We start from the raw sequence: 24,569 nt of genomic DNA on the forward strand, positions 1-24,569 counted from the left end.
ATTTAACAACATTAAAGGATGGAGGATGAGCTTTAGATGCTAAAAAGATAGCTTATTAAAGCTTAATAAAAGAGATGAACATTTTGGTAATGATACTTGGCATCATTATTATCATGATTGTTACACAGGTTTGGGCACTTACTAAATTCATCAAGCAAATCAAGTTAGGAGAATATGCAGATCAAAAGGCATATAAAATTTTTAGAGGAATATGGCTTGTAGTGGATAGTATAGTATTTTTAACCACTGTGCTATTTATTTACACATGTATAAAATCCTCTTACATAGTTAGTGATTACACGACTCAAGCATATGGCTGGGTGCCCTTTATAGTATTTATTTTTATGGTGTTACCAAGCAATATAGGAGCAGGGATTTTAAGGGCTATTTATCTGACTAAAGGAGCATAGGTATTTAAGGAAAGAAAGTGATTTGACCAAATGCATTGAAGAACAAGTGAAATTCTTGAATGGAATATTACAAAAGTTTAAATGAATTTAATTTAAAAAAACTATAGTGTTATAGTTAGATTACTGTATAGTAACAGTAAGAAATAGGGAATTGGCTAATTCAAGAGATAATAGAATACCAAGATATAGAACAAGCATATCGTTTAAAGTGGCGATATGCTTTGTTGCATTTTATAAGGACTTTGTAAAGCTTGTAGCAAAATAAAACTTGATTTTGGATAACCCTACAAATAAACTTAAAATTAATTGAAAATTAACAAAAGTATAAATGTTTACGGTATAATAAATTCAAATAAGCAAGGGGGAATATCATGAAGCTTAACAAGGAACAGCTAAAATTAGCCGAGAATGGTGCTATGGGGTATGCTGTTATTAGGGGAGTAGCAGGTTCAGGGAAAACCTCAGTAGGTGTTGCTAGAATACCGTACCTTTTAGAAAAGTATTGCAACGGTCAAGATAAAATATTATTTGTTACCTATAATAAATCCCTTACCAAATACATTGAGTATTTATATGAAAAGATGGAGAAGATACAAACCATTAGTTTATTTGATGAAGCTAATAAAGAGAAGCATGTAGAAGTTAAAAATATAGATTCCATCACCATGAAATATTTTTGCAAGTGGAAGGCAGAGAAACAAAAGGAACTAGAGAATATATGGAAGATTCCCAATGAAATAGTAAAGGAAGCGATTAATAATATCAAAGACCGTTATCCAAAAGTGAAGCTATTAAACATGCAAAATTTGAAGTTTCTTCAAGATGAGATGAACTGGATACAAGGAAGTAATTATACAAGTCTAGGAGCTTATCAAGAAGCAGAACGTATTGGACGGACTGTAAGCAATGCAGAAGGGCCAAGCAAACTTTTCAAAAATAGCATGAGTCGTGAAGCTGTATTTAGCCTACTAGAAGAAGTAGAGCGACTACTACTCAAACAAGGAAAAGTAGATGGCTCTAGGGCAAATAGCTTAGCTTTAGAGTATATCAAGACTCAAAGTAGGCACGAGTGTTATAAGCACATTATTATAGATGAAGCTCAGGACCTAACCAAGGTGCAGCTAGAATTTATAAGTGAATTAAAAGAAGATTCACCGGAAAGCTCCATTTTATTTTTAATGGATGTGGCCCAAAGCATTTATCCTCAGGCGTGGCTTACCAAGGGGAGATCCTTTAAAAGTATTGGTTATGATATGAAGGGAAAAGGCTATAAGCTCACTAAAAACTATCGTACTACCACAGAAATCTCAGAATGTGCTTATAGTTTATTGGCCAAAGAAGAAACCTTAGTATCTGATTATGATTTCGTAAAACCATCTCTTTTAGAAAGGCATGGTGAGTATCCTGTTTACAGGCATTTTGCAACCAGTGAGGAGCAAAATCTTTATATAGTAAGGTTGATTAGGGCACTACTTAAGCAAGGTTATTCATTGAAGGATATTGCCGTTGTATCTAAGCTTAATAAAAATCTAGAACTTTTGCAGGATCATTTAAAGGAAAAGGGTGTAGAAAGCTTTGTCTTTAAAAACAATCAAGAAGAAAGCTTTGGAGCAGTTAAAGTCAAACTACTGACCATGCATTCTATCAAAGGGCTAGAGTTTAAGGTGGTCATTTTGGCAGACCTTAATAGTGATGTAATTCCTTATCCTCAAAAAGGTTTAGAAGCAGAAGAATTAAAAGATGAGGAAATGCTGGAGCGAAAGCTACTATATGTAGGTATGACAAGAGCTCAAGAAAAACTTTTTATGTGTTCCTATGGCACAGCCTCTAAGTTTATAGCAGATATTAATGCTCGTTATTTAAGTATGCAAACAGGTAGCCGCATGAATGCTTTTTACCGGTTGCCCTATGGGGATTATTTGTTTACAGAAAGCATTGCCCAGGCTAACCAAGAAGAGGAATCCGTTAGACAATGGGTGATCTGTGAGCTTATGAGTAATTACGGTTATCCGAAAAGCCTTATACAGCTAGAGTTTCCTGTAAGAAACTTTTCTCAAACAGGAAAAGTAGATGTGGCGGTGATGAATGCCAAGACCAATACACCTTATATTTTCATAGAAACTAAAAAAGAAACCGTTAGCATCGAAGAAGCCATTGACCAGTTAAAATCCTATATGAATGTGAGCAAGGTGAATTACGGTGTTGCGACTAATGGAAAGAATATAGCATTCCTTAATGACAAGTTTGAAAGAATTAGCGATATTCCTATTTGCAATGCAAGCATTTTACCAAGCTCAATAGAAACGTATAAATACGTAGACCGTATAACCCTTAGAGAAACGGTATTTGAAAGAGACTTAAGCGCCCTAGAAGTCTACGTAGCCGAAGTTCGCCAAAAGCCAGAAGAACTAAAGCGCATTAAGGTGTACTCAGATATAGCTGCTGGTATCCCTATAGAAATCGTAGATGAAATAAGAGGTACCTTTGATTTGCCAAGAGAACTCCTTAGAGGCAAGGAGAGTGTCTATATCCTGCAAGTTAAGGGTGATAGCATGATAGAAAAGGATATTCTAAATGGGGACTACGTGGTGATAGACTCATCAGCCGCCGTCAATGACCAAGACATAGCTGCCGTGTACTATAATGGTGCGACCACACTTAAACAAGTCATGCATATGGGAGATAGTGTGTTGCTCATTAGCGCTAATCCTAAATATGAACCTATTCATATAGAAGAAGGGGATTTGAGTATCATGGGAAAATTAGTGGGAGTGATTAAGCAATTGTAGAAATAGTGGTTTAGGTGCATACATCCTTACAGAATCAAATATTACAAGAAGGTATGTAGAAATTAGTAAACTACTTAACTACAATTACCATGAAATATACTATATAATAAAAATAAATTAAGTAAAAGGCTGTATAAATAAAGCGAGAAGAATAAAAATAGAGGGGAAAAGTAAAAAATGAGCTGTCTAGTAGAATCATTTAAAGTATTAAGAGGGTCTTCTAAAGAGGCTGTTGAAAATATCAATGCCTTTAATCCTTTTAAGAAATACATGCATATTAAGAGAAATTTAGAAGATGAATTAATAGGCATCATTGAGCAAGCAAGAAAATCTGAGCATAAACAACTTGTTTTAGTTTGTGGTAGTGTAGGAGATGGTAAATCACACTTGTTATCATATTTAAAGCATGAGAAAAAGGTGTTAGATGATTTTTACTTGCATAATGATGCCACAGAGAGTTTATCTCCCGATATGACTTCTATTGAGACATTAGACCAAGTACTTACTGGCTTTAGAGATGAGAATATAGAGAACGGACGAAATGAAAGAGTCATTATTGCAATTAATCTTGGAACACTCAATAACTTTATTGACTCAGAAATAGGTGGGCATTATAAAAAATTAAAGCAGTATATTAGTAAGCAGGAAATATTAGAAAGTTATACCCATGTATCAGCATATGATGCTCATAATTTCTTTCAGCATATTAACTTCAGTGATTATCACTTATATGAGCTTACTAAAAAGGGAAATCATATTGATTCATTTTATGTAAGGCAACTTATGAATAAGTTGGTAGCAGAGCATGAGCAGAATCCGTTTTATAAGCAGTATCAACAGTGTAAAGAATGTAGATTAGAAAATAGTTGCCCTATTAAGCATAATTATGAACTATTAAAAGAGAAGCAAGTACAAGCTGCTATTATAGAGGTTTTAGTAGAGGCAATGATCAAGCATAAAATTATTATTTCAACTAGATCACTACTCAATTTCTTTTATGATATTTTAGTAGGTCAGGAGTTTTCTAAAGGCACTTATATCAATCTAAACTATGAGGATAGACCAAAGGCGTATATTAAATCGTTATTGCCAAATCTTTTATATACGCATCCCGACTACTCTAATGTATTAGAACAGATTAGCAAACTTGATCCTATGTCTATAAGAAGTGAATCGGTGGATGAAATCATTGTAAGATTTAACATTTTAGATGATGTAATAACCTTATTAAAAGAGCATTTAAATGATAGCGTTTATATTAAAGCATTAGAAGAAATGGACATTAATCTCAGGACGGAAGAACAGAGGGAGACTAAGAAGGCGTTATTAGAACTATTTATTAGGCTCTATAGATTAAATGGGATTAAAGGGAAACTTGCTATAGAAGATGAAGTTTATGCAGAATTTATCAATAGTGTTTACTCATATAATGCAAATGATATAAGGGGGTTAAAAGACTTATATACTAATTTAATGGATGCCATTTTTAGATGGAATGGTGGAAGTTCAAAGAAAATGGTGGGGGTTAATGTGGGGATTAATCAATTTCATTATAGAGTAAGTCAGGAGCTTAAAATTCAAGAGTGGATAGAACCAGGTGAGATTAATTCCAACGAACTTATTGAGAGATTTGTGCCATATATCACAGTGGCTATTGCAGATGAAGATGGGAAGAGAAAAGAACGGATCAATGTTGATTTTGCCTTGTTCAAATTGATAAGAGATATTAAGAATGGATATAGGCCAAATGTGAAAGATAAAAATAATTTTGTTTCATTTGTTAATCTCATAGAGCGAGTATACAACTATGGGAATAAGAAAAAAGAGGTAGTTATAGAATCTAAAAATACAGAGAATATTTCAAGATACGTACTGAAGAAATCAAAATTTGGATTTGAGTTTGAAAGGATAAAATAGCCTATGTATAAAATTTCAAGAGATGCATTTGAAAATAGATATATTGATAAAAAACCAAAAGAAGATAAAATTCCTTTTAAACATGAGAGTAATATTTTATTTAAAGATTTACCCTTTATTGTAAAGGATAAATTTGTAACTACTGATTTTACAGGCGTAGTAGGTGAATATGCAAGGATTCTTACAGGAAAGAAACTCAAGGCAGAGATCGTAAGGGATGAAATATTAGATCGTATTAAAGAACATATAAATGGAGGGGCAGAAGCATACCAGCTTCGTCAAATTATTAAGCAAGTTTATTTCAATGATCAAGAAGAACTTGTATTATTCAGTAATCGGGCAATGCTTTATACTAATGCTAATTCAAATGATAAAAAAATAGCACAATTTTTATATGATGTACTCAATCAAGACAGAGAAACTGAAATAATCAGAGCATCTTTTGAAGAAGAGGCAGATAATGTATTAGATGACCTGATCTATGAATTACTTCCAGATCTTGAAGAAAGGCCCCCTTATGAACCTAGTTTTATACCTTTAGTACCCTATGTAAGTGAGTTGTTTATAGAAGACTTTAAATACATTATAGGAGAGAAAGAGCGCTTTCAGAAATACATTCAGAAATTACTTAATTACTATTATTTCTTCTATATTTCCCAACTTTCTATTAAGCTAGATCAGATGTTTAAAGCCGATTATGATAAGGTAGAAGAACTTTTCTTTACGGTAGAATGGGAAAAAATGACTAAGTCTAGACAGAACTATGATTTTGGATGGAGAAAACTTGAACCACATGTGAAACGATTGTTTTCACATTCAAAGCTTCTAGAGATGATTAATCAAGATGATGCGGTTAAGCATGAGCCTCATGAAAATGCAGATTACAAGCGTATTGCAGAAGAAATTGAAGAAATCAAAGTAACTACATTTAATGAGGATATCAAATATCTTATAGATGTTTACAAACAGAATATTACAGACTTTAATTTTGATGAGATCACCTATGATGAGCAGTATGAAGAAGAGTTACTAAATGATATCGCATACTTATATAAATGCATTGATGCACAGTTTCAAGGAACTACTAGAGAACGGGCATATACTGGATATAGTAAATGGTTTATAGAGTTCTGTAAGTGCAATATGCTAAAGAACAGACGTTCATTAGGTTATACATTAAACCTAACAGAAGAAGACATTATCTTCTTTACTAAAATCTGTATTAAAGATCAAGAGAAGATGAAGTTAAAAGATCTCTTTAAAGAACTTGCACGTCGAGGGATTATGCTGGACCAAAAGACCAAGGAACAGATTAACGGTTATTATGAGAAATTAAATCTAATAGAAAAGAAAAGTGATAGTGGTGATGCTCAATATGTTAAAGGAATATTATAATTACTTAGGGAAAAAGATTATAAGTTATTTTGAGGAAACAGGGGATATAGAAGGTTATAAATATAGCGTTATGTTTGAAAATAGTGATCAAGTAGAGCGATTATATCTTGAACTTAGTGAATCAGAAATAGCAAGACCTTTTATATATAAGAATAATGGAGAGATAGTCTACAGAAGCTTTTATCTAGAGATTAATGGACAGAAATTAATTGTTGCAGCAACCATTGATAACATTAAAACAGACTTTTTAACAACTCTAAGAAATAGTATAGGTACAGATAAAGAATCATTTCAAGGTGCGGGAATCTTTATTATCTATGACTCAAACTTAGATAGTATTTCAAATGCTACAGCAAGTTTTCAAAAGGAAGGTATGCCTTTTCATGTAGATCAAATCCTTGAGGATATTAAGCGTATAGTAGACTCCTCTAATATGAGTAAAGTTGACAAACAGATTTTAGCTTATGAGTTGGATAAACGGGGAAATGATACCTATAAAGATAACTCTAACCTATTTGAATACAAAGAAATTCTAAGTGTAATTAATTCAGGAGAAATTAAAAAAGAAAATTACAAGGAATTTAGATTGCTTTATGACCCAATCCTTAATGAAGAGATGAAGGATCGCGAAATTAAAAAGCGTTTAGAAGAAAACAATCAGTATTTTGAAAGGATAGATCAAAGTATTAGATTCGGAGATCCTGCTAGAGATCTTGATAATACCTTTACAGATAAAATGATTGATCGTATCAAGAAAGAAGCTGAAAAAGGGAATTGGGAAGAAGAAATTACCTTTAAAGAGGTAGAAAAATCAGTTGAAGAAAAGAAGAATATTGAAGAGATAGAAATTAAGGAAATAGAAGTTTATCTTAATAGTAATAAGTTGATAGAAAACATGGAATTCTTTGTTAAAGGTGTTGGATCTGCTAAGGCTCAAAAACGTACGAAGGATATACTTATTTTTAACCCCTCAAAGCATGAAGATATTAAGATAGGAATCAACCTAAGTAAGTTTCCTAAAAAAGAGACTATTAAAAAGAATTGCTCAGAAATTAAAGTAGCAGGGAAAAGGGTAGAGGCACAAGTAGCACATGCTGCGAATACCTGCACATTTGAGTCGATCACCGTAAGTGACGAATTTGATTCAAAAGCTAAGGTGAATGTTTGTATTATTGATGTAGAGAAAGTATACCTAGAACCTTTGGTGACCACCTATAGTTTAGGGGTAAAGAAGAAGCAACAAGACTGTGTCCTCTATACCAATAATGAAGATGATGAGATCGTTCTTAATGAAAGAGAAGAAATGGAACAGATTATTCAATTAAAGAACGATGAAACTTATGCAGTAGCAAGGGATGAAAAGGTTATTTTAAGGAAAACAAGTGGTCTTATACCAGAAGATGAAAAGTATGCACTTATTAGATTAGATATAGAAGGACTGATTCTTAACTTAGCAATTAATGATGAGACTAGAAAACCTCTAGTTCTTACAGGCTTAGGTGCATGGAAGTCAAAAGTGAGTGGTAAGCAGAATCTTATCTACAAAGGGAACAATAGGATTGTTCATGGGGCAAATGAGTTTTATGCAAGGGATGACTTTAAAGAGCATTTAGAACTTGAACAAATTTTATTAAATAAGGAAGGATTATGTTGGGAGATCAAGTCAGGAAATGTTAATGTCATAGATCTAGAAATAGATGAGCAGGTAAAGAAAGCCTATTTAGAGTATATGAGATACTTTAGAGAGAGAGGTATTCTACCTAGTTTGGCCTATTTGAATGAAGAATTGAGGGGATTAGCTGAGAACTATGTAGAGGCTGTTATAAACTGTATGGCTCAAGTAAATGATGGGGAAGCCTTGCCCAAGAGTATTAGAAATATCATGAAACTAGGCATGATTACAAATGATGAAAATGAAGAGCAAATTAAATATACACCACTAGCACCATTGAATGTTGCTTATCAACTAAAGCTTAATGAAGAAGTAGATGAACAGATCTTAAAGGATGAAAGCCTACTTAAGAAAATGTCAGCTGTGTATTTATTACCATATATCCAAGATGATTATAAGAATTTGTACAAGCCGATTGAACAGTGGCACTCACCTGAATGGGCTTATTATGTTGGAAATAGTACCAAGAAGTACAAAGGATCACGAAGTTTTGTTTCAAAGTTAGTAAGAGAGAAGATAGAAGAATTTGTAGAACATTTCTCATACCTATTTGACCAAAATCGTAATGCAACGATTAAGATCAATCTTATTAATACAGGAGATTGTAGAGAGGTATTACAAGGAATTTGCGCCTACTATGTAGGGCAATTAAGGCGAAATGCTTCTATACAAACCTTAAATCCTATTCATATTAGTATTTATAATACAGCTGAGATTACTCATATTTTTGATGAATTCTCTAATTATACAAGTACTGAAGAGATTAAGGATAAGTTTGGAATTTCTCTAGATGTGAATGATCGTTATACAGAGAATGACGTACTTAATGGCATTAGAGAAAAATTAAGATTTTATAATAAAGAGATAGATGCTAGTGAATATGAATATGCCCATATTACCTTAATTGAGATGAATCAAAAGTCAGATACAGGTATTGGGAATATGTCAGAAATCAGTACAGGGGTATCACTAAAAGGACTTATTTCAGGTGTACCATCCGTTCATTACGGTGATAGTTATCGCACTGGCTATGGCATGAAATATATAGATGAGGAAAATCGCTTAGTTAAACTGACTCGATTTTTAAATAGTGTAAGCCGTGTCTCTAACTCTAGTAATCCTTATTATAGAGATCAATGTCTTACTACTGAATTAGATAAACGTGATGAGGAAAACCTAGAGAAAGTTTATAATGCATCTAATTGGGTTACTTTCATAGAGCCTAAGGTGGACCTAAATTTCTTTAAAACTTCTGAAACAAGTAAAGACCTTATGATTATTCATTATAGCGATCAATATACCACCTCAAGTGGATATGATGCTATCACTGTGACAAGAAAATCAAAACAATATCAAAGTATTATAGAAGAACATCTAAAACAAAAAGGTGTTATTAATGCTAGCGAGTATACAGGACAAATCATTAATATGTTTAATGCTATTAATGGAGATTGGCTTTTAAGACTTGTATCAAGTAAGGCTTACTTTGATAAGGAGAAAATAAGTATTCTATCTGCTATTAAACTATCTATGGCCTATTTTAACCACAAAGATATTATATGGGTTCCAATTTCATTAGAAGAGATTTTACGTGTGTCTGGTGGAGCTGGATTAAAGAAAAGTGAAGGTATTTTCTCAGCCAAGAACCTAGGATTTGAAAATGGTGGTGCAACAAGTGATGACATTATGCTAATTGGTTTAGAAAATAGATGTGGAGAATTAATAGTTCATTATTATCCAATAGAAGTTAAGATCGGTATTAATACATCCAACTATATTCAAAAAGCAATTGAACAAGTTAAGACAACGAAGTCCATCTTTATGACAACACTTGATAAAGCGCCAGAAGAAATGGATCTTAAAACTAAAATATATCGTAATTTTATGATGCAGTTAGTTGTTATAAGTATAGAAAAACTTAAACTTTATCAAATATGGGATGATCAGAATTGGGATGTAATTATTGATAGTGATCTCAGAAGAAAATTACTCAATGAAGAATACACTATCTCAACAGAATTAGAAGAACTAATTGGAAAAGGAGCTGTAGTGTCTTTTAAGAAAGATCTTCAATTTAGAAATATTAAGAAGGAAGAAGATGTAACGATCCTTGAGTTTACAGAAGAAGATGGCATTAACTATATGACAAGAGGCATTAGTAGTATTATGGATCAACTGATGAATGCATCTAATGATATTAAAAAAGATCAGTTATTGGCTAATACCTATATACCAGGAGCAAATACACCTAAAGATGAAGAAGATAGTACAGAGAAGTATGGGAAAGGCATTGGAGAAAGTGAAGAGACAACCACTTATGGTGATGAAGAAAAAATAGAACCTGCATCAGATCCAGAGGCAGTCCCTAATAGGCCAATGGAAATATTATTTGGTACAAATCAAAGTAATAATCAACCTGTTATGTGGTATCCAAATGATACAGATAAAGTATTCCATACTAATACAGGAATTATAGGAACAATGGGAACGGGAAAAACCCAATTTACTAAATCACTGATTACCCAGTTGCATAGACAAAGTAAATATAATCTAGAAGGCAAAGATATTGGTATTTTAATCTTTGACTACAAAGGGGATTACAATAAAGAAAAAATAGACTTTATCAAAGCAACTAATGCAAAGGTATATGATTTATATCATTTACCTTACAATCCACTAGCTCTTGTAAAAACAGCTCATCCAAAGCCTATGTTACCTCTTCATACAGGCAATACTTTAAAAGAAACATTGACAAAGGGATTTGGATTAGGGGTTGTTCAATCAAACTTATTAAAAGACCTCATCATGGATGCCTATGAAGGAAAAGGAATTGCTAAGAATGACTCATCTACATGGGATAAAACACCTCCAACACTTCAGGATGTTTATAACAGATATATTGATCGTGAAGATGTCAAGCAAGATAGCTTATATGCAGCATTTAGTAATCTAATAGACTTTGAAATCTTTGAACCAGATGCGACAAAAACCTATCCACTATTTGATTTATTAGATGGTGTTACAGTTATTAATCTAGCAGGTTATGATGAAAGTGTTCAAAACTTAGTTGTGGCAATCACATTAGATCTATTCTATTCTCAGATGCAATCACTAGGGCATAGCAAGATTGATAAGAATATTAGACAGCTGAACAAACTTATTTTAGTAGATGAAGCAGATAATTTCCTAAGCAAAGACTTTAATGCACTTAAGAAGATTTTAAAGGAAGGTAGAGAGTTTGGTGTGGGAACCATCCTTTCAACCCAATTATTAAGTCATTTCTCTACTGCAGATAATGATTACGCGAATTATATCCTAACGTGGGTAGTGCATAATGTAGCGGATTTAAATACTAAAGATGTTAAATATATCTTTAATACTCATACGAAACAACAGGAAGATGAGTTGTATAATAAGATTAAGAGTTTAGAGAAGCACTATAGTTTAGTAAAGATGGGCGATAGTGATCGGGCACTTCATGTAAGGGATAAGGCGTTTTGGGAGTTGGATAAATAGGGTTGAAAAAGTAACTAGAAAGTAGAAGTTAATCTAGTTACTTTTATTTAAAATTAAGCACATATATGTAGGGAATATAGTATATTAATATAAATTTTTGAAGGGAGAAAAATGTATATGGAACCCATAGATTTTTTTACGGCTAAAGAGAGAAATATCCTTTCATTATTCACAAGTGAGGATAGGGTATTTAGAGTACCAGATTATCAAAGAAATTTTGCTTGGACAGAAGATGAATTGGAACAATTTTGGTTAGATTTTAAACAGACAGTTAATAACACATATGATAGTAACTATGTGGTTAAAAGAGACGCTCAACCACACTTTTTTGGGACGATATTATTAATTGAGGGTGATAATTGTTTTGAGGTTACAGATGGACAACAGCGTATGACTGTAAGTACCATTTTTTTAAAAGGTATTTTAGATATATCGCAAAGATTAGAAAACTATATGCAAAAATCTGGAATTCACTCATATATTGTACCGTTGATAGAAAAAAATAGATATGGTGAACCGTATCAACCACGATTATCATTAGATTCAACTATAGATGAAATGTATAGAAATTATATTTTAAAGAGTCAATCAAAACAAGAAAGAGAACAATATTTACATATAAATCCCATTCAAAATAGTAATTCATCTAAGGAAAGGCTTAGATATGCATATGAGTACTTATCTAGTAAACTAGAAGAGGATTTTCCTGAAACATTAGAACAAGAAGAAATACATAAGAAGTTATATGCATATATGACTGTATTTTCAAGATACTTTATGTTGCTAGAAATTACTGTAACAAAAAAAGAAACAGCATATACTATATTTGGAACAATTAATGCAAGAGGAAAGGATTTAACTGATTCAGATATAATAAAAAATGAAATATTTAAAGCGGTGGATGAAGAAAAAAGACATGAAATTAAAGCAAAATGGGATTATATTATTGATACAATTGAAACAGAAGATTTAACAGATTACTTAAGATTTCAATATGCTTCATGTAATGGATCAGTAAAAAAAATAGATTTATTTAGGGTAATCACTAAATTACTTAGTCAAAATGATCCAATGTTATACCTTGATCAATTAAAGGTAGAGGCTGAATGGTATGCTAGAATTAACTTAATAGGTACAAATTATTGGAGTGATGATATAATTTCTAAGTTAAAGGCATTTAAACAGTTAGATATTTCACATTCGCTGCCATTATTGCTAGCAAGTGCAGTTTTATTTAATACTGAGAGTGAACAGTTTAATAGACTAGTTAATGCTACTTTGGTATTTTGCTTTAGATATTTTACAATGGGAAAGAACTCAGTTGAAAATTTAGAAAGAGAAATTGGAAAGATGTCAAAGGACTTAAGAAGAGGAGCAGCGAATATAGATCAAACTATTATGTACATGAAAACCTTAACAAACGATACAAAGTTTTATACAGACTTCAGTACATTTAGTACGAAAAGTAGTAATATAGCATTTTATATTTTATGTGAACTAGAAAAGAAAAAAAGATCAGGAGTCATACCTCTTCCACATAGTCCTGGGCAGCATGTAGAACATATAATGCCACAAAAGCCATCATCTTCAAATGCTAGACAAAATGAATGGGGACATGTTAGAAATAATCCCGAATATAGAGAGTTTGTAAATAGATTAGGAAATCTTTTGATTTTGGAAAGTGACTTAAATAAGAGGGTAAGTAACAAGGAGTTTATAGCTAAAAAAATAATATACTTAGAATCAGGTTTAGCATACCCTAATGAGATAGCAGCTATCCATAGCATATGGGATTTTGGATCTATTACGCGACGTCAAAATGATATGGCTATAGAGGCACTAGAAATATGGAAGTATATTTAAGATAAAATAAATTGCATTAAGAAATAAAATATAATACTACTGGATTAAATAAATGATAATAGTTGAAGCCAGTAATACACTTATTAGTATAATGAATAAAATATAGTTTAATAATGGATACCATTTGGTTTTAACAGAATGGTGTCTTTTTTTTAGGTGTCATCTTTTGAACCGCTTACATATTAAAACACCTTTTTTATTAAAAGTGTAGAATTTTATATAGAAAAATAGTAAAATAGTTAAATATATTAAAATTAAGAATATTTAGAAAAGAGGAAAGGTATGACGATAGTTCAAGCTATTATTAAAGTTTTAGAGGAGTCTAATGAGAGTTTGTCAAGTGCAGAGATTTATAAGAAGATAATAGAAAGATCTTTATATGAATTTGGAGCAAAAAACCCTCAAGGTATTGTAAATAGTACTATTAGAAAACATACAGTAGAAATAGAGTTTTCTACAGCTAGTCCGATAAAATATTTTAGGGTCTTTGATAAGAGAAAAGGGAAAACAACATTTATACTAAAAGATAAGGTGTGTGAAGAAAATTTTAATGATGCTGAGGTAAACAGAAAAAATAGTATAGGCAGTGATATTTTGCCAGAAGAGGAATTACAAATTTCATATAATAAACATAAGCAACATATTCAAGAAGAGTTGTTAGGTAAAATATTAGAAGTAAATCCTGTATTTTTTGAGCATTTAGTTATGGAGCTACTAATAAAAATGGGATACGGAGGAAGTGATCCAAAAGCAGGACTTGTAACGCCACCAACAAATGATGGTGGGATAGATGGTATTATTAATGAAGATAAATTAGGACTAGATAAAATTTATATCCAAGCGAAGAGATATGCAAGAGATAATAAAGTTGATAGGACCAAATTGCAACAATTTGTTGGGGCGATGGAAAATGTACAAAAAGGTGTATTTATTACAACTTCTGATTTTAGTGAAGGAGCTAGAAAGTATGTTGACAAAAGTCAAAAAAGCATTATGTTAATCAATGGTGAAGACTTAACAAAACTTATGGTAGACTATCAGGTTGGAATATTTGAAGTAGCTACATTTTCAACCTATAAGATTGATTTTGACTATTTCAGTGAGTAAATAATTTAAGTTTTAAAAAGTAAAATATGGAGGAACTGTTAATAGTACTATATAAACCAAAAGAGGAGTTATTTAGTAGATAGGAAAACATTAAGTGAATATGTTGCAAAAAGTAGTTCAGAGTTTTTGATTTTCAGAGCCGCATCTTGTACAGTTCATGGAATAGGTAGCCGTGAAATGGAGTTTAGAATGCTATTTCTTAGAGAGTGAGATAGGAAGAGTATATTCTAGGGTCTTAAGTACTTAATGCAGAAAAACTTAGAGAACTACATACATATGAAGAACATGAAAAAAGATATTTCCGAAACAAATTAGAAGATATAAGTTTTTTATTGTTAGAATGGAGTTTGGAATATGGATATGAAGTAAATAAACAGTTAATTATTGAAAGTGTGTACGTATATAAAATCTATACAAATATTAGAAAGGTAAAAGTATTGTGGTGTGCCAAGTACGTAGTGATCATATAGTATACATTATTTAAAAAGAAGTAAGGGTATATAGAAGGAATATCAAGAATATATGGTCCAGAGGCTCCTAGCAACAAAAGGTAAAAACGATAAAAAATAGATAAAAAGAAGAGATAAGATAAAAAATGGGGGATAATAAATGAGTCTTGGAGAAATGGAAGATAAAATAAATGCTAATCCAACAAAGAAATTTTTTATTTCTATGTTGACTAGAGATATTGATATTGAACCAGCTATAGTTGAATTGGTTGATAATTCATTAGATGGAGCAAAAAGATTTAGGTCATCAGCAACAAATCAATTTCAAGTCAAAATTATGTTTGATAAGGATCAATTTTCTATTTCAGATACTTGTGGAGGTATAAGTATACAAGAAGCACGTGACTACTGCTTTAGATTTGGAAGATCTGATGGGACAGAAGGAGAAGATACTTATAAAGATGTTGAGGGTGTGGGAGTTTTTGGCATAGGAATGAAAAGAGCATTGTTTAGACTTGGGAAAAGGTTCTATATAAAATCAGTTACAAAGACAGAGCATTTTGTGATTAATGTTGATGTTGATGAATGGTTAAAGGATACAGGCCCAGATTGGAACTTTAAATTTGAAGAAACTCAGCGAGGTGAGAACAATGAAGATACAGAATGTGGAACACAGATTATAGTTACTAATTTATATACGAGCATTAGTAATTCGTTTATGAATCCATATTTTAAAAATAATTTTATGGAATACCTTAGAAGACGTAGTACTAAATTAAAAGAATTATTAACTGTTATGACAGTAAATGGGGATAATATTGAATATATTGATGAAAAGATTATATATACTAATGAGTTTAAGCCCAAAGTAAGGAATATAGATATTGATAATGTTCATATAAAAATCATTGCTGCATGCGCCCAAATGGGGAATCCCAAAAAATCAGGTTGGTATATTTTTTGTAATGGGAGAATGATTTTATATGCAGACCAGAGTGAGACAACAGGATGGGGAACTGATTCTGTGCCAACTCATCATCCTTCTCATGCAGCATTTAGAGGATATGTATTTTTCCAATCAAATGATTTAGAAAAATTACCGTGGAATACGACTAAGACTGGTATAGATATGTCATCTAAGTATTACCGTGCTGCCCTTTTAGAAATGAAAAATGCGACTAAAGAATTTATTGAGTTTAGAAATGGGTTAGATGACATAATTAATTCAAATGAGGGGCTTACAATAGAAGGTATTTTTAATTGTCCAGAAATATCTATCTTTGATACTAAGGTAGTAAGTATGACAGAGGAGGATTATCTATATGTTTTTCCAAGAAATTTTCCTATCCCTGGGAAACCGATGACTACTGTTAGTTATAAAATTGAAAAGCAGAGAGCTGAAAAAGCAAAAACTTATTTTGGTGCTAATAATAATATGAAGATGGGATTAATGACATTTGAGTATTTTTACGAAAGAGAGATAGAAGAAGATGAGTAGAAGCGGAGATGTAATTAACTATTCACTACGACCAAGAAAGAATATAGAGAGGAAAATATTGTGTGATATTATTCGATCCATGTCATACTTTGGAAGGTTAGATGAATATAGATATCTTGGATTTGGGTCGTTTTATTACCAGGATTTTATTATGTTTCATAAAGAGTTTTCAATTAAGGAAGCTATTAGCTTTGAAAAAGACAATAGGGGATATTTGAAGAATAATGATGCACTTGACCAAGTTTTAAAATATCTTAAAAATAGATGGATAGATTTTATAGAACCATATTATTTAGATGAAATTGATTCAGTTGTTATAGATATTAAAAATGGCAGTGCTAGTAAAGAAGATGTAATAGAAAGTGGGCAACTACATAAATTAACTGAGAATATTGCTAATAGTATTACTGAGGAAATTCGGAGTATAGATGTTAGGAAATTTGAACTTAATATGCAAAAACTTGAAATATTTGATTTTTCTTTTGTTAGACTAGCAAATAGCATTAGTTTGCCTTTGAAAGAAGTAGTATTTTTAGAGTTATCAAATATGATAAGTAATATTGATGAGTTGCAGTCAATTAAAGATGAGATTGCTACTTCTGAAGAAAAAGATAATAGGGATTTTAATGATAAAAAAGGAACTATTATTAGCGAGATAATTAAGATGTTAACAGAAATTGCTACCAATAGATATCTTTATAATAAGCCATATGGATTTATTAAACTTAGCTTTGGTGAAATGCAGAATGCATTAAATTGTATAAATTGGAATAAAGGTTTAAAAAACATTATTTGGTTAGATTATGATGATTTCTTGGATAATTCAATGTTAGATTGCTTAGAGAAGGTTGTAGTAAAATCTTCCAAAGGAAGTTTAATAATTTTCTCTTCTAGTATAGGAAATAATGCTGATGAAAGATATACAAAGTTAAAAGAAAATTTCCAAGAAACACATAGAATAGGGAAAAAAATTGAAAAGAAAATGTGTGATAATAAAGAAATCTTTAAGACTGTATATAACATAGTAAATAATGTTGTTAGAGCGGCAATAAGTGAAAAGAATAATTACGTCCCAGATGAATCACCTCAATTTATTTATAACCAAGTGTTGAATTGCCAGTATACAGATGGAACTGTTATGTATACATATGCTATTTTCATTTCAGATAATGAGGATAATACTGATGATCAAAGGTATCCAATTAACATATTAAAACAATATGAATGGTATACGCCAGGAGAAGAAAAGTTTGTTATCGATATGCCAGTATTAACAGGAAAAGAAATTAATTTAATTAATTGCTTTTTGCCAGATAATAATATTGAAGCTATTAAAAAACATTTACCATATGTTCCTGAGGCAGAAATAAAAAAGTATTTAAAAATATATAAGTACTACCCGTATTATTTTGATGCTGCATACTGTGTCTAAGGAAAGGGTAACAGATGATGAGTTTTAGGGGGATGTTATCTTGGACTGGCTAAGTCACCAGACCAAAATAACGTTTTCCTATTACAAAATTAATTATATGTTATCAGTCTATCTAGAAGCAAAATAAAATACTTATACGTATTCATTAGAAAAGATAAAGCTTGAATGGTACTTGTGAAGATAGTTTATAAATGAAAAACAAAAAGTGATAAAAGAGAAAGATATTAAAAAAGTGTAAGTATTAAATGTAGTCAAGCATGCAATAGATAAGATTATCAATCAGAGAAATTTAGCTCATAGATATAGATGAAGTATCTTTTTGCTTATATTGTCCAAGCATTAAAGCAGTTGATCAATTATTTATAGTGTATATAAATTTATATATTCATTTAGTAGGGAGATAAAATCATTAATCTTTATTGCTAAAGAAGAAACAGATATACGTAAAACAGAATCTGTATAATCCTCAAATCCCATAGCTTTTAGTACATAAGAAGGTTCACCAATAGCACAAGCTGAACCTGTAGATAATGCAACCTTATCACAATAATTTGATAAGAACATCTCATTATTAATCCCGTGAATTGCAAAGGAAAGTATTCCAGGAACCTTATGTTCTAAGCTACCAAAGAACTTCACTTGTTCAGGAAAAGTATTATTTAATGCATCAATAAATTCAAGTTCTAGTGCTCTTAAGGCACTAGGCATAGAGAAGATGTGATCCTTAGCAAGCTCACAGGCTTTAGCAAGTCCTGCAATGTTATGCATAGACTGTGTGCCAGAACGTAATTTAAATTCTTGGTCTCCGCCATGAAGTAATGGAGTTAATTTATGGCGAACTCCATATACATTATTTCCCACATAAAGTGCTCCCACACCTTTAGGTCCGTGGATTTTATGTCCGGAGAAAGTAAGGAAATCTACATTTTTATAATCAGTACTTAAATTAATATCCACTTTTCCCACAGCTTGTGTAGCATCTGTGTGGAATAAAACGTTATTTTCTTTGCAAATTGTGGATAGAACTTCAATATCATTTAAACTACCAACCTCATTATTGGCAAAAAAGATGCTAACTAAGTTAGTATCTTCTTTTATGGCAGCTACTAAGTCATCAGGGTTAATCGTACACTTTTCTGAGACAGGTAAATAAGTAACTTCAGTCCCTAAGGATTCTAGAAATCGCATAGTTTCTAATACAGATTTATGTTCTGCATTAGTAGTAATAAAATGTCTCTTTTCTGGATAAGCATAGAAGCAGCCCATGATCACATGGTTATTGCCTTCTGTTGCACCTGCATTAAAAATAATATTAGAGGGATCACAGCTAAATAGATTAGCTGTGGTTTCTCTATATTTTTTTAAGCGCGCTTGGGCAGATAGTGCTTCTGGATAAAATTTTGAGGAAGGATTGCCATAGTGTTGTAATTCTTCTACCATTGCATCAATAACTTCTGGAGCTACAGGTGTTGTTGATGCATTATCAAGATAAATCATTAGATATGCCCCCCATCTTGAGTTCTGGCTAAATTAATAAGAAATTTATCTTTATTACCTGTTAAGTCATAATTATTTTTGAGTAATTCTACCCCTCGTTCAATATGTGCCTTGATATAAGTTGGGAAGTATTCTTCATCTGTTAATGGCTTTTTAGCATTTTGGATGATAATAGCTTTAAAGATACTATCATACCGACCTGTTAAAATCTGACGATTAAATTCTTGTCCAGTACTATCTTTCACTTTGTCTAGATCAACAGGAGTATCTTGTAGAACAGATAGGCTTATAGCATAGCGACATAAGATGTTAGGTGTAATATTCGTTTTACTGTGTAATTCAGTAAGTGTACGCTGACACTTAGCTGAGGTTTTTAATCTAAAGATCATAGTTAATACTCCTTAATTTAATGGCATTCTGATGTGAGAAACATTTCTGTTGACTGAATCATAATCAATCTTATAGTAGCTGCTAAGCATTGGTTTCAGTAACTCAAAGTATTGTTCATCAATTTCTGTGTCAGTTGCTAAGATAATCACTTGTTCACCACATTCTTTAATGAAAGAATTTACAATATGGGTTTTATGCATATGATCAAGACGCCCTAGTAATGTATCAAATACTAATGGTACTTTATATTTAGACATTGAGATAATACCAAATAGAATAGATAAAATATAGATCTGTTTTTCGCCAGCAGAGAGATTTTCTTTAGGAAGCTTGCCCCCTAAAGGATTAAATAACATAATCTCTCCAGTTTCCTCATCTACTCTAATTTCTTTAATAAAGTCATCTTTTCTAATAAGGGAGTCGAACATTGTAGCAACTCTATTTTCAAATTCTTTTTGCTTATAAATTTTAGTTTTTGTGCAGTATGCATCGAGTACTTGTTCTACTTTGTCAATGACACTACCTAAGTTTTCTTCTTTACGAATAGCTTTAAGTTCTTGAGCTAATTTACGTAATTCTTCTTCTAGTTCATGCTTTCTTTTTTGAAGAACAGTCACATGTTCTTGCATAGTCTGTAGGTCTTGTTTAGCCATACCGATTTGGTCACTAACAGTAGAGATAGAGATCATATATTCTTGTAAATCTTCGTTAGCTGATTCCTCCAGAGCTTTATTAGCATTTCTAATAGAGGTATTGATCTGTTCAATTTGGTCTGCACAGTCTTCAAAATCTTTAAAGGACCAGTCTTTAACAAGTGTCCATACTTGCTCGAGTTCTAATTCCTCTTTACTAGAAAAGTCATAGATCATTTCAGAGGTTGAGTTGGCATCAACAAAGGTATTAATTTTAGAAATAAAGAAGTTAACTTGATCACTAGATAGTTCTTGATTAAGATAATTGATTAAAGCTGTAGAATTTAAGCATTCACTTAAAACAGAAAGATTTTTAGAAGAGTTTTCTTGTTTAACTACATCTAAAATCTCTTTTATTTGTGGGTTGAGCATAATGAATGGAAGATATTCTAAAAGCTCTTTGTAGCGTACTTCGTAGTCTGACTTTTGATGTTCAAGGTCAGTAATTTGTTGTTTTAAACGTTGTTGTTCATGAGAGTTAAGCCCACCTAATGCTTCAAATTCTTCTTTAATCATATGGAAATTATTATTAAGTGTATCAAGTTCGAGGGTCTTGTTTTTGATGTACTCTGCATAGGAGGAAAGTTCGGATTCTACCTGTTCTAGTGCATCCTCAGCTGCATTTTGTGCTAGTTCATGTTCATTAAGTTCCTTAGTAACTCGACTTAGAGAACGGTATTGTTTAAGGTCTTTTTTTAGATTTAAAAAGAGATTAAGATTATAAACATGATTCAGCATATCTGTTAAATCTTCTTTGAGCATAAACATATCATTAATCTTTTCACCATCAAAGAAGAAAAGTTCAAGAAGTGTTTTAGGTACGTTTCTATGGATGTAGTCTAATAAAATAGGAAAATCATCGCTAGAAACTTGTTGGCTATTCATATATAAAGAAGTTGTTTCTTTTAAAGTTTTACCAGAGGGTTTCCATGAACGTGTTATTTTAAATTCTTTTAGTTCTGTTTCGTGGAACATATTAAAGTCAATTCCTATTTCAAAGTCAGTAGACTGATCATGTAAAGCAAAGGCATTAAGATTGGCTTTAATATAGGAAAGATATTGATTGTTTTCTGTAGTAGTAGAACCGAACATCTTAGGACCATAAATAGAAAACTTTACGATATTAAGGAGAGTGGTCTTACCAGAACCATTTCGTCCACTTACTAAGATGACGTTCTTATCATCAGTTACGCTAAAGTCATATTCATATTTACCATTGTAGATTCCAAAGTTATTAATATATATTTTATTCAGTCTCATCTTGATTTTCGTCTCCCATTAGTTCTTGTAAGATTTCTTCGTGAACCCAGTCTTGACGAAGAATAGAATCGATATCTTTCATAAGCCCTTTACGTAGTTTAATGTCCAAGAATTTATCTTCTACTTGTAAGAGTTTTTTGATGACATTAGAAGGTAGGTCGTGTTCCTCACAAAGAGATTCCAGTAGATGGAGTTCATCACTGCGAAGTAGAGGTTCTTGTAAGTTTGGAACAGGTAGATCTTGGCCAGTTACTTCTTTATAGATGCGTGGAAGAGAATCTTCCCAATCTCCATCTTTTACCCAGTGCTCACGAATAAGACGAAGTTCAGCAGGTTGAATAAGATGTACATATTCCTGTTTAGGTAAATCAAAAACAGAAGCAGGGCGATCCACAAGCATTTTATTATAGTCAATTTCTGTTTGTAAGAGTTCCCTAAGCATTTCTTGACGTCCCCAAAGATTAAAAGGACCTAATCCTTGTTTCTTCTTATTATCAGCTGTATTTAAGAAGTACATAGAACCATTCATACGCCAACGTTGACGATATTTTTCATTTTCACGAATACTATACAGCCAGTTGCGATATTTGAGAAGTGGTTGGAGTTCTTCATAACCATTTTGAATAAATCCTGTAAGAGATTTATCTTGAGTAACCACTGTACAAATCCAACATCCAAAACGAGATTGACCACAACTAGGCGCATCTACATCACGTTGGATAGGGCATTCAGATTCATCACTAGCATCTCTATATAGGCTTAAAAGTGCCTTGTTATCACCATTCCAAGGATTTGGAATTTGTGGGTGGTTTAGATAAGTCCAAATGTCAGACAAAGAAAAGTTTTCAATAGGTGCATAAACATAGGCCTTAGGATTGCTAGTATGCATTTTTAGGATCTTACCTTCAATGGTTTTAGCATCAATACTTTGTTGTCTCGATTGACTTTCTGCACGACGCACACCAAGAACAACAACAACTTCATCATGTTTAGTGGTTTGTTCATCAATAAAGGCATCAATAGGATTGATTTTAAGACGAGCAGTACACCATCTAAATTTTTGACGTGGACTAGGATAGCCCTTACCAATTAATAGAGTCCAGAAGGTATCAGCTTCTTTTGGTGTAACCAAGTGACTTGAAATGATATCTTCTAGTCCATCGCGTTTAGCTGCTTCATTAATACTATTAAGATTATTAAGAAGGTAGTTAAGGATTAAAGGGTTTTCAACCATTGTATCTGATGAAACGACATAGATTTTCTTTGTACGTTGCTCTTTAGGAAGTTCTTTAATGGCGTTATATACAAGTTGTAAGGTGGCTGTTGAGTCTTTACCACCACTATATCCTAAAATCCATGGACGCTGATCGTTTAGATAAACTTTTTGAATTTCTTCTTTTTTATTTTGCAATACTGCTTTTATACCAAATTGTTTAATTAAGCCATCATTCATTGTTTTCCTCCAAGTATGTTTGTTCAATTGCTTGTTCTTGTTTAGTTAGGCTTAGCCCTAATAGTGTTTTAATTCTAATACAAGTCAGGTTAATGCACTTTGTATTTCTTAAAATACGACCACCTTGTCCAATTACACGACCATGCCATTCAGTTAAGTTATTTCGTTTCCAATCAATAGTGTTTAAATCCTTAAATATACAAGAAAAATCTTTAAGGTTATTTTGAAGAAGGTAATTACCAATGATCCCAAAGGCTTCTAAGACTGTTCCATAAGAGATAATATATTCTTCACGCATGGTATATGGAGTAAGTGATTTATTAAATACTAGTTGCCATTCTTCTATATGATCGGTTAGATAGGTCCAATAACCAGTAATAAAACTATCTATAGATGTTTTAAAGTGAGGATCTTCATAGGATGAATTAGCAATAATACGTTGGTTTGCCTTATAGAAATTACTAATTGTAAAGAGTTTATTTGAAAACTTAGGTAAAGTAGATTTTTCTAGGTCTGTAAATTCATAGAGATATGGATTATTAAATATGATTTCTTTAGTAATTGTTGAAATGGGATCTCTATGATCAAAGGTAATGCTAATAGATTTTGATACATTAATAGCATGTTTATTTAGATCTGAAAAAATTTGTTGGCTTCGTTTTAAGCCTTCATCAATAAAAAGAACGATAGAGATAGTCTCATTTTCTAAAGAACTATCTGCTTTTAGCGCCTGATCAAGGGCGTGTTTACGATGTTGACCATCATTGATCAAGAGGCGACTATCCATGTCAATCTTAAGTGTTCCAATAGAGTGAAACGGTTCTCCGTTAAAAGGAATGAACTCATATTGTCCATCCATAGAGGCAGTTAATGATGAAAAAACATAATCATTTCTATTTTGAAGGATATAATCCGATATTTCAGGGATACGTTGCTTATTAAGCGTACGTTGTGAACGAGCCTCAGGGGAGAGGTCTTCGTCATTAAAGATAAATAATTTAGGTAAAACTTTAAGTGGGCACATAATAACAAAATAATCTCTACCTGCTTGATTTCCTTTTACAGCAGGGAAAGAATAACAAAATGTTAGCGACATAATTCACCTCTTTTACGTACGTAATATAAAAATATTATATGTGTATGGTGGAGGTTTTGCAAGTTGATATCTTATTAAAGAAAAAAATGTAGATTATATGATAATGTTATATAATATTATTAACAAGGGGTGA

At 31.8% G+C, this 24,569-nt stretch carries 14 protein-coding genes; 9 read left to right on the forward strand and 5 right to left on the reverse strand.

Annotated features, from left to right (window positions below; all coding sequences use genetic code 11):
* Window positions 1-83: 83 nt before the first annotated feature.
* The 9 genes from EKH84_RS04245 to EKH84_RS04285 all read left to right on the forward strand — a co-directional run bounded on the left by EKH84_RS04245 (window position 84) and on the right by EKH84_RS04285 (window position 18,048).
* The gene (locus tag EKH84_RS04245) at window positions 84-410 is read left to right on the forward strand and encodes a hypothetical protein (protein WP_127065277.1); all 327 of its coding nucleotides are present in this window, start codon (window positions 84-86) and stop codon (window positions 408-410) included.
* Between the two features lie 371 nt (window positions 411-781).
* On the forward strand, window positions 782-3,199 hold the full coding sequence (locus EKH84_RS04250) for a S24 family peptidase (RefSeq protein WP_127065278.1): 2,418 nt from the start codon (window positions 782-784) through the stop codon (window positions 3,197-3,199).
* A gap of 177 nt (window positions 3,200-3,376) precedes the next feature.
* Window positions 3,377-5,116: a DNA phosphorothioation-dependent restriction protein DptF gene (gene dptF, locus EKH84_RS04255; RefSeq protein ID WP_127065279.1), complete on the forward strand. Its 1,740-nt coding sequence runs from the start codon at window positions 3,377-3,379 to the stop codon at window positions 5,114-5,116.
* 3 nt (window positions 5,117-5,119) lie between these two features.
* On the forward strand, window positions 5,120-6,511 hold the full coding sequence (gene dptG, locus EKH84_RS04260; protein ID WP_127065280.1) for a DNA phosphorothioation-dependent restriction protein DptG: 1,392 nt from the start codon (window positions 5,120-5,122) through the stop codon (window positions 6,509-6,511).
* A complete protein-coding gene (gene dptH / locus EKH84_RS04265; RefSeq protein ID WP_127065281.1) occupies window positions 6,492-11,699 on the forward strand; it encodes a DNA phosphorothioation-dependent restriction protein DptH in 5,208 nt (1,735 codons plus the stop codon). The genes dptG and dptH overlap by 20 nt, the downstream gene beginning before the upstream one ends.
* Window positions 11,700-11,816: 117 nt before the next feature.
* Window positions 11,817-13,562, forward strand: a complete 1,746-nt coding sequence (locus tag EKH84_RS04270; RefSeq protein ID WP_190283484.1) for a DUF262 domain-containing protein — start codon at window positions 11,817-11,819, stop codon at window positions 13,560-13,562.
* 282 nt (window positions 13,563-13,844) lie between these two features.
* On the forward strand, window positions 13,845-14,669 hold the full coding sequence (locus EKH84_RS04275) for a restriction endonuclease (RefSeq protein ID WP_127065283.1): 825 nt from the start codon (window positions 13,845-13,847) through the stop codon (window positions 14,667-14,669).
* 609 nt (window positions 14,670-15,278) lie between these two features.
* Window positions 15,279-16,616, forward strand: coding sequence for an ATP-binding protein (locus EKH84_RS04280; protein ID WP_127065284.1), 1,338 nt, complete (start codon window positions 15,279-15,281; stop codon window positions 16,614-16,616).
* A complete protein-coding gene (locus EKH84_RS04285) occupies window positions 16,609-18,048 on the forward strand; it encodes an O-methyltransferase (RefSeq protein ID WP_330547586.1) in 1,440 nt (479 codons plus the stop codon). The genes EKH84_RS04280 and EKH84_RS04285 overlap by 8 nt, the downstream gene beginning before the upstream one ends.
* Window positions 18,049-18,408: 360 nt before the next feature.
* On the opposite strand, the gene EKH84_RS04290 is transcribed toward EKH84_RS04285, so the two are convergent.
* Genes EKH84_RS04290 through dndB form a run of 5 tightly spaced genes read right to left on the reverse strand, consistent with a single transcriptional unit; the run spans window position 18,409 to window position 24,436 of the window.
* The gene (locus EKH84_RS04290) at window positions 18,409-19,545 is read right to left on the reverse strand and encodes a cysteine desulfurase family protein (RefSeq protein WP_127065286.1); all 1,137 of its coding nucleotides are present in this window, start codon (window positions 19,543-19,545) and stop codon (window positions 18,409-18,411) included.
* Entirely contained in the window at window positions 19,545-19,934 is a 390-nt protein-coding gene (gene dndE, locus EKH84_RS04295; protein WP_127065287.1) for a DNA sulfur modification protein DndE, read from the reverse strand. The genes EKH84_RS04290 and dndE overlap by 1 nt, the downstream gene beginning before the upstream one ends.
* A 12-nt stretch (window positions 19,935-19,946) precedes the next feature.
* On the reverse strand, window positions 19,947-21,887 hold the full coding sequence (dndD, locus tag EKH84_RS04300) for a DNA sulfur modification protein DndD (RefSeq protein ID WP_127065288.1): 1,941 nt from the start codon (window positions 21,885-21,887) through the stop codon (window positions 19,947-19,949).
* Window positions 21,874-23,340: a DNA phosphorothioation system sulfurtransferase DndC gene (gene dndC / locus EKH84_RS04305; RefSeq protein ID WP_127065289.1), complete on the reverse strand. Its 1,467-nt coding sequence runs from the start codon at window positions 23,338-23,340 to the stop codon at window positions 21,874-21,876. Before dndC ends, dndD begins: the two co-directional genes overlap by 14 nt.
* Window positions 23,333-24,436 carry a DNA sulfur modification protein DndB gene (gene dndB, locus EKH84_RS04310; protein ID WP_127065290.1) on the reverse strand — a complete coding sequence of 368 codons (1,104 nt, stop codon included), beginning with the start codon at window positions 24,434-24,436 and terminating at the stop codon, window positions 23,333-23,335. The genes dndC and dndB overlap by 8 nt, the downstream gene beginning before the upstream one ends.
* Window positions 24,437-24,569: the final 133 nt, after the last annotated feature.

The organism is Cellulosilyticum sp. WCF-2 (assembly GCF_003990395.1).
Classification (GTDB): domain Bacteria; phylum Bacillota; class Clostridia; order Lachnospirales; family Cellulosilyticaceae; genus Cellulosilyticum; species Cellulosilyticum lentocellum.